General features: G+C 55.5%; 15 protein-coding genes. 14 read left to right on the top strand and 1 reads right to left on the bottom strand.

Annotated features, from left to right (window positions below):
* The 6 genes from DFO56_RS12295 (at nt 1) to cobT (ending at nt 5589) form a co-directional block, all read left to right on the top strand.
* Complete coding sequence (locus DFO56_RS12295) at nt 1–795, top strand: sirohydrochlorin cobaltochelatase (RefSeq protein ID WP_020454250.1); 795 nt, start codon at nt 1–3, stop codon at nt 793–795.
* On the top strand, nt 792–1502 hold the full coding sequence (locus DFO56_RS12290; RefSeq protein WP_045510591.1) for a cobalt-factor II C(20)-methyltransferase: 711 nt from the start codon (nt 792–794) through the stop codon (nt 1500–1502). Before DFO56_RS12295 ends, DFO56_RS12290 begins: the two co-directional genes overlap by 4 nt.
* A 201-nt stretch (nt 1503–1703) precedes the next feature.
* On the top strand, nt 1704–3227 hold the full coding sequence (locus DFO56_RS12285; protein ID WP_045510589.1) for a cobyric acid synthase: 1524 nt from the start codon (nt 1704–1706) through the stop codon (nt 3225–3227).
* Nucleotides 3221–3766, top strand: a complete 546-nt coding sequence (gene cobU, locus DFO56_RS12280) for a bifunctional adenosylcobinamide kinase/adenosylcobinamide-phosphate guanylyltransferase (RefSeq protein WP_045510586.1) — start codon at nt 3221–3223, stop codon at nt 3764–3766. The genes DFO56_RS12285 and cobU overlap by 7 nt, the downstream gene beginning before the upstream one ends.
* Nucleotides 3763–4503 (top strand): adenosylcobinamide-GDP ribazoletransferase, encoded by a 741-nt coding sequence (gene cobS / locus DFO56_RS12275; protein ID WP_045510583.1) that lies wholly within the window; start codon nt 3763–3765, stop codon nt 4501–4503. Before cobU ends, cobS begins: the two co-directional genes overlap by 4 nt.
* Before the next feature lie 27 nt (nt 4504–4530).
* Nucleotides 4531–5589: a nicotinate-nucleotide--dimethylbenzimidazole phosphoribosyltransferase gene (gene cobT, locus DFO56_RS12270; RefSeq protein ID WP_045510580.1), complete on the top strand. Its 1059-nt coding sequence runs from the start codon at nt 4531–4533 to the stop codon at nt 5587–5589.
* Nucleotides 5590–5627: 38 nt separating this feature from the next.
* Here the strand turns inward: cobT and DFO56_RS12265 are convergent, their stop codons facing one another.
* Entirely contained in the window at nt 5628–5939 is a 312-nt protein-coding gene (locus tag DFO56_RS12265; RefSeq protein ID WP_020454244.1) for a helix-turn-helix transcriptional regulator, read from the bottom strand.
* 237 nt (nt 5940–6176) lie between these two features.
* On the opposite strand from DFO56_RS12265, the gene fusA reads away from it, so the two are divergent.
* The 8 genes from fusA (at nt 6177) to DFO56_RS12225 (ending at nt 13094) form a co-directional block, all read left to right on the top strand.
* Nucleotides 6177–8279, top strand: coding sequence for an elongation factor G (fusA, locus tag DFO56_RS12260; protein ID WP_045510577.1), 2103 nt, complete (start codon nt 6177–6179; stop codon nt 8277–8279).
* A gap of 215 nt (nt 8280–8494) precedes the next feature.
* Nucleotides 8495–8848, top strand: coding sequence for a type II toxin-antitoxin system RelE/ParE family toxin (locus DFO56_RS12255; protein WP_045510574.1), 354 nt, complete (start codon nt 8495–8497; stop codon nt 8846–8848).
* 4 nt (nt 8849–8852) lie between these two features.
* Nucleotides 8853–9155: a helix-turn-helix domain-containing protein gene (locus DFO56_RS12250; protein ID WP_045510571.1), complete on the top strand. Its 303-nt coding sequence runs from the start codon at nt 8853–8855 to the stop codon at nt 9153–9155.
* Nucleotides 9156–9237: 82 nt separating this feature from the next.
* A complete protein-coding gene (ldtA, locus tag DFO56_RS12245) occupies nt 9238–10185 on the top strand; it encodes a L,D-transpeptidase (RefSeq protein ID WP_045510568.1) in 948 nt (315 codons plus the stop codon).
* A gap of 142 nt (nt 10186–10327) precedes the next feature.
* Nucleotides 10328–11353, top strand: coding sequence for an LLM class flavin-dependent oxidoreductase (locus DFO56_RS12240; protein WP_045510566.1), 1026 nt, complete (start codon nt 10328–10330; stop codon nt 11351–11353).
* A gap of 188 nt (nt 11354–11541) precedes the next feature.
* Complete coding sequence (locus DFO56_RS12235) at nt 11542–12018, top strand: cold-shock protein (RefSeq protein ID WP_020454238.1); 477 nt, start codon at nt 11542–11544, stop codon at nt 12016–12018.
* Between the two features lie 253 nt (nt 12019–12271).
* Nucleotides 12272–12811, top strand: a complete 540-nt coding sequence (locus DFO56_RS12230; protein WP_045510562.1) for a DUF2058 domain-containing protein — start codon at nt 12272–12274, stop codon at nt 12809–12811.
* 37 nt (nt 12812–12848) lie between these two features.
* Nucleotides 12849–13094, top strand: a complete 246-nt coding sequence (locus DFO56_RS12225) for a DUF2543 family protein (protein ID WP_045510559.1) — start codon at nt 12849–12851, stop codon at nt 13092–13094.
* The last annotated feature ends 5 nt before the right edge of the window (nt 13095–13099 follow it).

Genomic DNA, 13099 nt, shown 5'->3' with positions numbered 1-13099 from the left:
ATGAAAAAAGCCCTTCTGGTGGTGAGCTTCGGCACCAGCTATCACGACACCTGTGAGAAAAACATTGTTGCCTGCGAGCGCGAGCTGGCGGCCAGTTGCCCGGATCGCACCCTGTTTCGCGCGTTCACCTCCGGCATGATCATTCGCAAGCTCAGACAGCGCGACAACCTGCACATTGATACCCCGCTCGAAGCGCTGCAAAAGCTGGCGGAACAGGGTTATCAGGATGTGGCAATCCAGTCTTTGCACATTATCAACGGCGATGAGTACGAAAAAATTGCCCGTGAAGTGCAAACGATGCGCCCGCTGTTTAAACGGCTGGTGATTGGTGCGCCGCTGCTCAGCAGCCATGAAGATTACCTGCATCTGATGCAGGCGCTCTCGCGTCAGATGCCGATGGTCGCCGCGGACGAACGCGTGGTGTTTATGGGCCACGGAGCCAGCCACCATGCTTTTGCCGCGTATGCCTGCCTTGACCATATGATGGCGGCGCATCGCTTCCCGGCGCGCGTCGGCGCGGTGGAAAGCTACCCGGAAATCGATGTCATCATCGACAGCCTGCGCCGGGAAGATGTCAAAGCCGTTCATCTGATGCCGCTGATGCTGGTGGCAGGCGATCATGCGATTAACGATATGGCTTCCGATGATGACGATTCGTGGAAAACGCAGTTCGAACGCGTCGGTATCGCTGCTACGCCGTGGCTGCAAGGGTTGGGCGAAAACGCCGATATCCGCGCCATGTTTGTTCAGCATTTACACCAGGCGCTCGAACACGCGCTGGAGGTGGCGGCATGAGCGGAAAACTCTACGCCCTCAGCACCGGTCCGGGCGCGGCGGATCTTATCACTGTGCGCGGTGCGCGCATTCTCGGAAAGCTGGATGTGCTGTATGCGCCGGCCGGGCGCAAAGGCGGCGATAGCCTGGCGCTGTCGATTGTGCGCGAGTATCTCGGTGAGCAGACCGACGTGCGCTGTTGTCACTTCCCGATGAGCGCCGACAGCGCGGAAAAAGAGGCGGTGTGGGATGAGGTTGCCGCTGCGCTGGAGGCTGAAGTGCAGGCCGGAAAGCAGGTCGGTTTTATTACGCTTGGCGACGCCATGCTGTTCAGTACCTGGGTGTTTTTGCTGCAGCGCCTGCGACACCCGCAAAATCTGGAGATTGTTCCCGGCGTCACCTCGTTTGCCGCCATTGCCGCGCGGGCGCAAATACCGCTGGCGATGGAACAACAGTCGCTGGCGGTGGTCTCCTGCACCGCGCCGGAAAGCGACATCCGCCAGGCACTGGCGCAGCACGACAGCCTGGTGTTGATGAAAGTCTATGGCCGTTTCGCGCGGATCAAAGCGCTGCTTGCGCAAGCGGGGTTGCTCGACCATGCGCTGATGATGGCGGAAGCCACGCTACCGGGAGAACAATCCTGGCGGCGGCTGGGCGAGGTGAGCGACGATCAGCCTCTGCCCTATTTTTCGACCATTCTGGTGAATAAACAGTGGGAGAAGGCATAACAGCGCCCTGATGTGCGAGGGATACCGGTGTTCACCCGCGAGGTTAAGCGGAGCATGCCGATAATGGAGTAATCATCATATTATCGCCAGCCATGACATTGCTTTATTCTACATGGCTGGGAGAAGTAAAACGGCACGGCGGGCAGCAGTGCCGCTGTGCAAACATGCCCGCATGCGGGCGACGCAGGTTAAGGAGGCGTCATGACGCAGGCCATTATGCTGCAGGGCACCGCATCGGACGTGGGCAAAAGCGTGCTGGTGGCGGGGCTGTGCCGTATTTTTCATCAGGACGGGTTAAAAACCGCGCCGTTTAAATCGCAGAATATGGCGCTCAACTCGGGTATCACTGCGAACGGCCAGGAGATGGGGCGCGCGCAGATATTTCAGGCCGAAGCGGCGGGTATCCAGCCGGATGTGCGCATGAACCCGGTGCTGCTCAAACCGACCAGCGATCGCAAAGCGCAAGTGGTGCTGATGGGCAAAGTCGCCACCGATATGGACGCCGTGAGTTATCACGACTATAAACCGCGGCTGCGCGAGCAGATTATCCAGGTTTACCAGAGCCTGGCGCAGGAGTATGACGCGCTGGTGCTGGAGGGCGCGGGCAGCCCGGCGGAGATCAACCTGCGCGACCGGGATATCGTCAATATGGGCATGGCAGAGATGGCCGCTTGCCCTGTCATTCTGGTGGCGGATATTGACAGAGGCGGCGTTTTTGCCGCGATTTACGGCACGCTGGCGCTATTACAGGAGCATGAACGCTGGCGGGTGAAAGGGGTGATCATCAATAAATTTCGCGGCGATGTCGCGCTGCTTACCCCGGGAATTAAGCAGATTGAAGAGTTGACCGGCGTACCGGTGATAGGCGTAATGCCGTGGCTGGAGGTCGACCTTGAAGATGAAGACGGCGTAGTGTTACAGCGCGGGAAATACTTGCGCACCGGCGAGCGGGCGCTGGATATCGCCGTGGTGCAACTCCCGCATATCTCTAATTTCACCGATTTCAATGCGCTCGCCGCTCAGCCCGACGTACGCGTTCACTACGTGCGCACGCCGGAGGAGCTGCATAGCGCCGATCTGCTAATCCTCCCTGGTAGTAAAAATACCCTTGGCGATCTCAACTGGCTGCGCGAAAGCGGGCTGGCGAAAGCAGTGCTGGAACGTCATCGTGCAGGTGTGCCGATTATTGGCGTCTGTGGCGGGTATCAAATGCTTGGCGAAACCATTATTGATGAGGTGGAGTCCGGACTTGGGCAACAGCCAGGGCTGGGGCTGCTGGATACGGTGACGCGATTTGCCCGCGACAAAACCACCACACGCGTCGACGCGAATTTGCAGGAGACGCTCCCCGGCTGGCTGGCGCCGTGCGCCAGGCTAACGGTGCGCGGGTATGAAATTCATCTGGGTGAAACCACGCGCAGCAATGGTTGCCAGCCGGCGTTATGGCTACAAAAAGCGGGGCAGCGCGTGGCAGACGGCGCAGTCAGCCGTGACGGTCTGGTGTTTGGCACCTATCTGCATGGCTTGTTCGATAGCGACACGTTCACCCGCACACTGCTTAACGGGCTGCGTCAGCGCAAAGGGCTGCCACCGCTGGATGCGCGCGTTGATTACGCGCAGTACAAAGCGCAGCAGTTTGATATCCTCGCCGACGCCATGCGTCAGCATGTGGACATTGATCGTATTTATCAAATTATGCAGCAACATCAGGAGCAAGCATGTTAACCCTTGTTACCGGCGGCGCGCGCAGCGGCAAAAGCCGTCATGCTGAATCGCTGGTCGCGGATGCAAAAACGGTGCTCTATATCGCCACTTCGCAAATCGTTGATGACGAAATGGCGACGCGGATTGAGCACCACCGGCAGGAACGCCCCCGACACTGGCGCACCGAAGAGCGCTGGCAACAGTTGTCAGCCGTCATTACCCCGCATAACGATCCTGACGAAGCGGTATTGCTGGAATGCATTACGACGCTTGTCACCAATCTGCTGTTTGCTTCTGGCGCGGGCGACGACCCGGATAACTGGGATTACGCCGCGCTGGAAGCGCAGGTTCAGCACGAGATTGAACACCTGATTGCCGCCTGTGCGGCGTGCCCGTCGCTGGTGGTGCTGGTGACCAATGAAGTGGGTATGGGCATTGTGCCGGAAAACCGGCTGGCGCGGCATTTTCGCGATATCGCCGGGCGCGTCAACCAGCGACTGGCGCAGGCGGCAGATCACGTCTGGCTGGTGGTGTCAGGGATTGGAGTCAAAATCAAATGATCAAATTGTTTTTCGCCACGCTCTCTTTTATCAGCCGTTTGCCGGTGCCTGGCCGTTGTGTGCAGGGGCTGGATGTCGCGGAATATGTGCGCGGTATTGTGACCTTTCCATTGGTCGGGCTGCTGCTCGGGGCGCTCAGCGGTGTTGTCGTACTGGCGTTACAACCCTGGTGCGGCGTGCCGCTGGCGGCGCTTTTTGGCGTGCTGGCGCTGGCCTTGCTAACCGGAGGCTTTCATCTGGATGGTCTGGCGGACACCTGCGACGGTATCTTTTCCGCGCGTCGACGCGAACGGATGCTGGAAATCATGCGTGACAGCCGACTTGGCACCCACGGTGGCCTGGCACTGGTGTTTGTGCTGGTCGCCAAAATCCTGGTTATCAGCGAGCTGCAACTGCGCGGTGTCAGCATCATTGCCGCACTGGCGATGGCCAGCGCCGCCGGGCGTGGTTGCTCGGTGTTACTGATGTTCGGCCATCGCTATGCGCGCGAAGAGGGGCTGGGCAACCTGTTTATCGGTAAAGTTTCCGGCAGCGACACGCTGGTTACGCTGACCATCACTGCGTTGCTGGCAATTGCCATATTGGGCTTGAAAGGGATTATTGCGCTGCTGGTGACGCTGGCGGCGATCTTTCTGCTGGGGCAGATGCTTAAACGCACGCTGGGTGGGCAAACCGGCGACACGCTGGGCGCCGCGATTGAACTTGGCGAAGTGGTATTTCTTCTGGCGCTGCTCTGAACAGCCCGCAACATAACGAGAAACAACATGCAGACATTGACGACACTACTGGCAAGTATCCCGACCCCCAATGACGTAGCAATGGCGCAGGCACAGCGCCACCTGGATGGTTTACTGAAGCCGGTTGGCAGCCTCGGGCGACTGGAAGCATTAGCGGTACAACTGGCGGGAATGCCGGGGTTAAACGGCACGCCACGTAGCGGTGAGAAAGCCATTGTGGTGCTCTGTGCCGATCATGGTGTCTGGCATGAGGGCGTGGCGGTATCACCGCAGGTTGTCACTGCGATTCAGGCGGCGAACATGACGCAGGCGACGACGGGCGTTTGCGTTCTGGCCGCGCAGGCCGGTGCGAAAGTACATGTGCTGGATGTTGGCATTGATGCCGATCCGATCCCCGGCCTGGTGAATATGAAAGTCGCGCGCGGCAGCGGCAATATCGCCACCGGCCCGGCAATGAGCCCGCAGCAAGCTGAAGCATTGCTGCTGGAAACGATGCGCTACACCCGAGAGCTGGCGGCGCAAGGCGTGAAGCTCTTTGGCGTCGGTGAACTCGGCATGGCCAACACCACACCGGCGGCGGCGATTGTCAGCGTGCTGACCGGCGAAGAACCTGAACATGTGGTCGGCATTGGCGCAAATTTGCCGGTAAGCCTGCTCGGGCATAAAGCGCAGGTGGTGCGTAAAGCAATGGCCGTCAACCAGCCCAATCCCGCCGATGGCCTTGAGGTGCTGGCAAAAGTGGGGGGATACGATTTGCTTGGAATGACCGGCGTGATGCTCGGCGCGGCATCTTGTGGTCTGCCGGTGGTGCTGGACGGTTTCCTTTCTTACGCGTCGGCGCTGGCGGCGTGTCGCATGGCGCCACAGGTAAAACCGTATCTGATCCCTTCTCATCTGTCGGCGGAAAAAGGGGCGCGCCTGGCGCTGGAACATTTAGGGCTGGAACCGTATCTCAATATGGGCATGCGTTTAGGTGAAGGGAGCGGGGCGGCGCTGGCGATGCAACTGGTTGATGCGGCCTGCGCGATCTACAACCACATGGGTACGCTGGCAGCGAGCAATATCGTGCTGCCGGAGACGAAATAACGATGTCCGTTGCCGGAGGAGTTTTGACTTGCCCGGCATTACCCCTCTTTTTGCATTGCCTGCAACAGCGTATCCAGCAAACCCGGATAGCAGGCGTCGAGATCTTCGCGGCGCAGGGAAATCATATTTTCCCGACCCTGCGGGCGCTGCCAGACCACGCCGCTATCGCGCAGGACGCGCCAGTGGTGCGTCATCGTGGATTTCGCCACATCTTCCGGGCGCAGGGCGTTACAACTTAATTCGCTGCCGTCGGCAAGCCGCTTGATCATCGCCAGGCGCAGGGGATTGCCAAGGGCAAAGAGCACATTTTCAAGGCGAAATTGCTCACGTTCGGGGTGGTTAGCGATCATAATCTTCCTGTGTCGGCGGTGGCTGTGCTGGAAAAGCCGCAGCCCGTATCGGCGGCTGGGCCGGTACTATACGCAAACTGCTTTGCGAAAGCCACGAGGTCAATCGCGGCTCAACCAATCGTAAGAATAGCAAAAATAGTTCGAATATACTCGTACAGTTGTACTATTATAGATGCCGTGAATGAATAGCGGCCAATTCCGGCCGCGAACTAACAGTCAAATGACTAAGGACGCATCATGCCCCGACCCATCCCCCTCGAACGTTATCGTAACATCGGTATCTCCGCGCATATCGATGCCGGTAAAACAACCACTACTGAGCGCATTCTGTTTTACACCGGGATGAGCCACAAACTGGGTGAAGTACACGATGGCGCGGCAACAACCGACTGGATGGCGCAGGAGCAAGAGCGCGGCATTACCATTACGTCTGCGGCGGTAAGCTGCTTCTGGCCTGGTATGGACAGAGGTTTTGAGCCGCACCGCATTAACATTATCGACACCCCCGGGCACGTGGATTTCACCATTGAAGTGGAACGTTCCATGCGTGTGCTCGACGGCGCGGTAATGGTGTATGACTCCGTGGGTGGCGTGCAGCCGCAGTCGGAAACCGTGTGGCGTCAGGCTAATAAATACCACGTGCCGCGTCTCGCGTTCGTCAACAAGATGGACAGACCCGGCGCGGATTTTTTCCGCGTGGTGCAGATGATGATTGACCGCCTGAAAGCCAACCCGGTGCCGATTGTGATCCCTATCGGCGCGGAAGAGCATTTCACCGGCGTGGTGGATTTGATCAAAATGCGCGAAATCATCTGGGATGACGCAACGCAGGGCATGACTTTCAGCTATGGCCCGGTGCCGGATGATCTCATGGCAACCGCGCTGGAGTGGCGTGAGAAGATGATCTCCGCGGCGGCGGAAGCCAGTGACGAGCTGATGGATAAATATCTGGAAACCGGCTCGCTCGACGAAGCGGAAATTATTGCCGGCCTGCGCAAACGCACTGTTGCCGGGGAAATTCAGCCGATGCTGTGCGGCAGCGCCTTTAAAAATAAAGGCGTCCAGCGCATGCTCGATGCGGTGGTGGAACTGATGCCGTCGCCGCTGGATATCCCTGCTATTCAGGGCGTGGATGAAAAAGGCCAACCGGCAGAGCGCCATGCGAATGACGACGAACCGTTCTCGGCGCTGGCGTTTAAACTGATGACCGACCCGTATGTTGGCCAGCTTACCTTTATCCGCGTCTATTCCGGCGTGCTGAAAAAAGGGGATGCAGTTTACAACCCGGTGAAAGGCAAGAAAGAGCGTATCGGACGTATCGTGCAGATGCATGCCAACGATCGCCACGAAGTGGATGAGCTGCGCGCCGGTGATATTGCCGCCTGCGTCGGCCTGAAAGATGTCACCACCGGTGACACGTTAAGCGACCCGGATAAAGTGATCACGCTGGAGCGCATGGAGTTTCCTGAGCCGGTGATTTCGCTCGCTATTGAGCCGAAAACTAAAGCGGATCAGGAGAAAATGGGCATCGCCTTGCAACGGCTGGCGTCGGAAGATCCGTCATTCCGCCTGCATACTGACGAGGAATCCGGACAGACGATTATTTCCGGGATGGGCGAGTTGCATCTGGAAATTATTGTCGACCGCATGAAACGTGAGTTTGGCGTGGAGGCGAATATCGGTCGCCCGCAGGTCACATACCGCGAAACCTTGCGTAAAACCGTGAAGGATATCGAAGGTAAATTTGTGCGCCAGTCCGGCGGTAAAGGTCAGTATGGTCATGTGGTTCTGACGCTTGAACCGCTGGAGCCGGGTAGCGGCTTTGTATTTGAAGACGCCACCAAAGGCGGCGTGGTGCCGCGCGAGTACATTCCTTCAGTGGAAAAAGGCCTGCGCGAAGCCATGAACAACGGCGTGCTGGCGGGTTACCCGGTGGTCGATGTGAAGGCAACCCTGACATTCGGTTCCTATCACGATGTCGACTCCTCGGAAATGGCCTTCCGCATGGCGGCGATCTTTGGCTTTAAAGAGGGCGCGCGCAAAGCCGATCCGGCAATCCTTGAGCCGATTATGCATGTGGAAGTGGAAACACCGGAAGAGTACGCCGGGAACATCATGGGCGATCTCTCTTCCCGTCGCGGGATGGTGCAGGGTATGGAAGAGCGGTTCGGTAGCCAGATTATCCGCGCCGATGTGCCGCTGGCCGAAATGTTCGGCTACTCCACCACGCTGCGATCCATGTCGCAAGGCCGCGCGACCTACAGCATGGAGTTCCACCACTATGCGGAAGCGCCGCGCAACGTGGCGGACGACATCATCGCCAGCCGTGCGAAAGCGTAACGTCTACGCTGTAACAGCAAACCCCGCTCCGGCGGGGTTTTTTTTGCGTGAAGCCGGGTCGCAAAATCACTGCAACATTGCATTTTGCTGCGGATATTCAGGAATCACGCTTCCATTGCTGTCCCTCTGTGCATGCATAAACCGCCCGAACACCGCATTATTTAAATATAGAATTTGATCTATATAGTTTTTGTTCTATATTAATGAGGTGTGCTGTGTGGCAGATAATGATGACGCAGACGTTTGAAAAGTGGTTTGATGCACTGGGTGACAACGATCGCGCCCGTGTGCTGGCGGCGCTGATGGTGCTACGGGTTAAAGGTCCGCAGCTACCAAGGCCTTACGCGGATACGGTAAAAGGCTCGCGTTATAACAATATGAAGGAGCTGCGCATACAAAGCCGGGGTGAGCCGTTTCGGGTCTTCTATGTCTTTGATCCGCAGCGCGTGGGCATATTGCTTTGTGCTGGCAACAAGGCGAGTCATGAAAAACGCTTTTACGATGTGATGATCCAGATTGCAGATCGGGAGCTAACGAGCCATCTGCACCAGCTTAAAATCAAGGAGTAATACGATGAGCAAAACACTGGAACAGCTAATTGCCGAACAAAAGGCTGATGTTGTCACCGCTGCGCAGTCACTCGCGCAAGAGATGCTGCTCAATATCCATCTTGCGGAGCTGCGTGAGCGGGTACAAAAAACGCAGATCGAAATGGCGCAGGCGCTGGGGCTGAAACAGCCCACGGTAGCGGTGATGGAAAAGCAGGGCCGGGATATTAAACTTTCCACGCTGAAGCGCTACGTGGAAGCGACAGGCAGCAAGCTACGCATTGATATTGAGCTGCCGGATGGCTCCCACTATGGCTTTGCGCTGTGAAGCGATAATGCGCTGTAAAAAAGAGAAAACCCACAAAGCAAACTATGATTAGCACATACCCGTTGCGCCTGAGGATAAGATGATGCGCTGCGTTAAACTTCTTTGTTGTGTTGCGTTACTCTGCGCCCAGGGCGCGCAGGCTGTGAGCTATCCGCTGCCGCCGGAAGGCAGCCGTCTGGTGGGCAGCCCGTTAACCATCACCATTCCTCATGACAACACCTTCCCGCTGGAAGCGTTTGCCGCGAAATACGGACAGGGGCTGAGTAATATGCTCGAAGCCAACCCGGATGCCGATCCCTTTTTACCGAAAGCCGGTTCACAGCTGGTTATTCCGCAGCAGGTGATCCTGCCTGCGACCGTTCGCGAAGGCATTGTGATTAACGTTGCGGAAATGCGCCTCTACTATTACCCCAAAGAGTCGAATACGGTCGAGATCTTACCGATTGGCATCGGCCAGGCCGGACGCGAAACGCCGCGCAACTGGGTGACTGCGGTGGAACGCAAGCAGGAAGGGCCGACCTGGACACCTACGGCGAATACGCGGAAAGCGTACGAGAAAGAGGGGAAAACCTTACCTGCGTTTGTGCCTGCCGGGCCGGATAACCCGATGGGGCTTTATGCTATCTATATCGGAAAGCTGTACGCTATTCACGGCACGAACGCTAATTTTGGCATTGGGTTGCGCGTCAGTCAGGGCTGTATCCGTTTACGCAGCAATGACATTAAATACCTCTTCGACAATGTGCCTGTGGGAACACGGGTACAGATTATCGACCAGCCGGTCAAAATCACCACCGAGCCGGATGGCAGCAGTTGGGTGGAAGTTCACGAACCGCTATCTCGCAATCGCGCTGAGTTTGAGTCCAGCAATAAAGTGCCGCTGCCTGCCACTCCGGTGCTACATGCATTAATGAAAGACGAAGGCATCGATGCGAACCGCGCAAGCCAGGAACTGGAGCGCCGTTCCGGTATGCCGGTAAATATTAGTACGCCTGCGGTGAATCATCCGATAGATAAACAACCGCTATAGAATGGTTTATCAATAAATTTGAACCTTAAGGTTAAACAATCGGTATTTATTCTTCTTATGGAGTGCGTAGAGTAAGGGCAATCCTGGACGGGAAATTCCCCCGTCTGCTGATTACCTCTTTGAACAGAAGGACAACGACGCCATGAAGAAGATCGGATTTTTGTCATTTGGTCACTGGACACCTTCGCCGCAATCTGCGACGCGTTCGGCGGCTGATACGCTGCTGCAATCCATCGATCTGGCGGTTGCCGCTGAAGAACTTGGTGCGGACGGCGCGTATTTCCGAGTGCATCACTTTGCCCGTCAGCTCAGCTCACCTTTCCCGTTACTGGCCGCTATTGGCGCCAAAACCCACAAAATAGAGATTGGCACCGGCGTTATTGATATGCGCTATGAAAACCCGTTGTATATGGCGGAAGATGCCGGCGCGGCGGATTTGATTTCCGGCGGTCGTTTGCAGTTGGGTATCAGCCGGGGCTCACCGGAACAGGTTATTGATGGCTGGCGCTATTTTGGCTATCAGCCGGCGGAAGGCGAAACCGATGCGGATATGGCGCGCCATCATACGGAAACGTTTCTGGATGTGCTGCGCGGCGAAGGGTTTGCCAAACCGAACCCGCAGCCGATGTTCCCGAACCCACCAGGCTTGCTGCGCCCGGAACCCTGGTCTGAAGGTTTGCGCGAACGTATCTGGTGGGGCGCAGGCTCAAACGCGACAGCGGTTTGGGCGGCAAAACTGGGGATGAACCTGCAAAGCTCCACGCTGAAAGATGATGAAACCGGCGAACCGTTCCATATCCAGCAGGCGCAGCAGATTCGGGCCTACCGTGAAGCCTGGAAAGCAGCAGGGCACTCGCGTACGCCGCGCGTCTCCGTTAGCCGCAGTATCTTCGCGCTCATGGACGATCGTGATCGAGCTTACTTTGGTGGCAGCCGTGATGACAGCGATAAAATCGGCTTTCTTGATGAGAAAACCCGCGCTGTTTTTGGCCGCAGCTACGCCGCAGAACCGGATAAATTGATCGAGCAGCTGAAAAAAGATGAGGCCATTGCCGAAGCAGATACGCTACTGCTTACCGTGCCGAATCAATTAGGCGTGGATTATAATGCGCACGTTATTGAGTCGATTCTCAAGCATGTCGCGCCGGGGATGGGCTGGCGTGATTGATGTGAAACTGCAGTTGAAAGCATAACTTCCTTTTCTTGCGGCGCTTTGTAAAGCGCCGCATTTCGTTTTGCAGTACAGAAATTTATCACCGACACTTGAGCCAAAGACGTAGTCGGCGCAGGCATTGTGCTTTACACTGCGCGCTGCAAAAAACAGAGCAAATGAACGATTAAGTAGGTGGTAAGGCGATGAACGGAAAGATCACAACCTGGTTTAAAGATAAAGGTTTTGGATTTATCAAAGATGAAAACGGCGAAAACCGTTACTTTCATGTGATTAAGGTCGCCAACCCTGAGTTGATTAAAAAAGATGCGGCGGTTACGTTCGAACCCACGACAAACAACAAAGGGTTGTCTGCTTATGCGGTGAAAGTTGTCCCGGAAAGCAAATACATCTATATCGCAGGTGAACGAATTAAGCTCACGTCGATCAAATCTTATCTGGTATACAGCGAAGAAGTTCCTGTCGATACCCGCATCGATAAAGACAATGCCGTGCTCTCCGTTGGCGCGCTGATGGGAAGTATCCGGCCGAAATCCGCGACTAAGCCTGGCGAAATGCGTTCGCTAAAAAAACTGGCAATCACCACTTTTCAGGGAACGACCCTGATTTTCTCCGAAGACGAGATAGACGTGGATGCGACGGTTAAGCTGCTTAACGTCTAAAAACATCCAGATTGGTTTGCTGCCGAAACCGGCGTTTTTCTAAACCGCGTTTCGGCATCATTTACTGTTCACTGTGGTTCCCGTTTTTCTGTTCAATCCGTCCCGCCAGAGCAATGCTTTCGCCCCGTGCGAGTGTGGAATGGCGAGCGCAATGTTTGCGCTTCGCGGGTAATGAGCCGATTCCACAATCTGGTCTCTTCGCAGCAATTACAGCTATAATCCGACCCAATGTTCAACCGATTTACAGACGAAAATGACAAAACTCACTTTACAAGAGCAGATGCTCAAAGCGGGATTAGTAACCAGCAAGAAAATGGCCAAAGTCCAGCGCACTGCCAAAAAAACACGTGTTCAGGCGCGTGAGGCAAGAGAAGCCGTGGAAGAGAATAAAAAAGCACAGCTTGAGCGCGATAAGCAATTAAGCGAGCAACAAAAACAAGCGGCGTTATCCAAAGAATATAAAGCGCAGGTTAAGCAACTTATTGAAATGAACAGGATCACTATTGCCAAAGGCAATATTGATTTTAATTTCACAGATAATAAGTTAATTAAAAAAATAGTGGTGGATAAAAATACGCAGGCACAATTGATTAGCGGTCGTCTCGCCATTGCTCGTCTGGTTGTTGATGGCAAGGATGAAAGTGAATATGCGATTATTCCCGCAATCGTAGCCGATAAAATCGCTCAGCGGGATGCGAACAGTATTGTGTTAAACAGCGCGCTTAGTCAGGAAGATCAAGATGAAGATGATCCGTACGCTGATTTTAAAGTGCCCGATGATTTGATGTGGTAATAACCATTGCAAACAATTTCAACCTCCGGGGGAATGTATGAGTAACGAAATACCGCTTAAATTTTATGACATTGTTGATGAGTATTCGACAGAAACCGAAAAAGCGGTAAAAGAATCAGAACGCGATGCGCTGGCGCACTATTTTCAGCTACTGATCACCCGTTTGATGAATAACGAAGAAATCAGTGAAGAGGCGCAGCAGGAAATGGCCAATGAAGCGGGTATCGACGCGCTGCGTATTGACGAGATTGCGACGTTTCTGAATCAGTGGGGCAACGAGTAGCGCTG

This window comes from Kosakonia sp. AG348 (assembly GCF_003337365.1).
Classification (GTDB): Bacteria; Pseudomonadota; Gammaproteobacteria; order Enterobacterales; family Enterobacteriaceae; genus Kosakonia.
Note: the sequence above shows the minus strand (reverse complement) of the source record. Positions and strands in the feature narration are given on the sequence as shown.

What these genes read in the sequence shown, in the direction of transcription:
- DFO56_RS12295 (WP_020454250.1), top strand. Translation starts at nt 1, where the DNA reads ATGAAAAAAGCCCTTCTGGTGGTGAGCTTCGGCACCAGCTATCACGAC.
- DFO56_RS12290 (WP_045510591.1), top strand. Translation starts at nt 792, where the DNA reads ATGAGCGGAAAACTCTACGCCCTCAGCACCGGTCCGGGCGCGGCGGAT.
- DFO56_RS12285 (WP_045510589.1), top strand. Translation starts at nt 1,704, where the DNA reads ATGACGCAGGCCATTATGCTGCAGGGCACCGCATCGGACGTGGGCAAA.
- cobU (WP_045510586.1), top strand. Translation starts at nt 3,221, where the DNA reads ATGTTAACCCTTGTTACCGGCGGCGCGCGCAGCGGCAAAAGCCGTCAT.
- cobS (WP_045510583.1), top strand. Translation starts at nt 3,763, where the DNA reads ATGATCAAATTGTTTTTCGCCACGCTCTCTTTTATCAGCCGTTTGCCG.
- cobT (WP_045510580.1), top strand. Translation starts at nt 4,531, where the DNA reads ATGCAGACATTGACGACACTACTGGCAAGTATCCCGACCCCCAATGAC.
- DFO56_RS12265 (WP_020454244.1), bottom strand. Translation starts at nt 5,939, where the DNA reads ATGATCGCTAACCACCCCGAACGTGAGCAATTTCGCCTTGAAAATGTG.
- fusA (WP_045510577.1), top strand. Translation starts at nt 6,177, where the DNA reads ATGCCCCGACCCATCCCCCTCGAACGTTATCGTAACATCGGTATCTCC.
- DFO56_RS12250 (WP_045510571.1), top strand. Translation starts at nt 8,853, where the DNA reads ATGAGCAAAACACTGGAACAGCTAATTGCCGAACAAAAGGCTGATGTT.
- ldtA (WP_045510568.1), top strand. Translation starts at nt 9,238, where the DNA reads ATGCGCTGCGTTAAACTTCTTTGTTGTGTTGCGTTACTCTGCGCCCAG.
- DFO56_RS12240 (WP_045510566.1), top strand. Translation starts at nt 10,328, where the DNA reads ATGAAGAAGATCGGATTTTTGTCATTTGGTCACTGGACACCTTCGCCG.
- DFO56_RS12235 (WP_020454238.1), top strand. Translation starts at nt 11,542, where the DNA reads ATGAACGGAAAGATCACAACCTGGTTTAAAGATAAAGGTTTTGGATTT.
- DFO56_RS12230 (WP_045510562.1), top strand. Translation starts at nt 12,272, where the DNA reads ATGACAAAACTCACTTTACAAGAGCAGATGCTCAAAGCGGGATTAGTA.
- DFO56_RS12225 (WP_045510559.1), top strand. Translation starts at nt 12,849, where the DNA reads ATGAGTAACGAAATACCGCTTAAATTTTATGACATTGTTGATGAGTAT.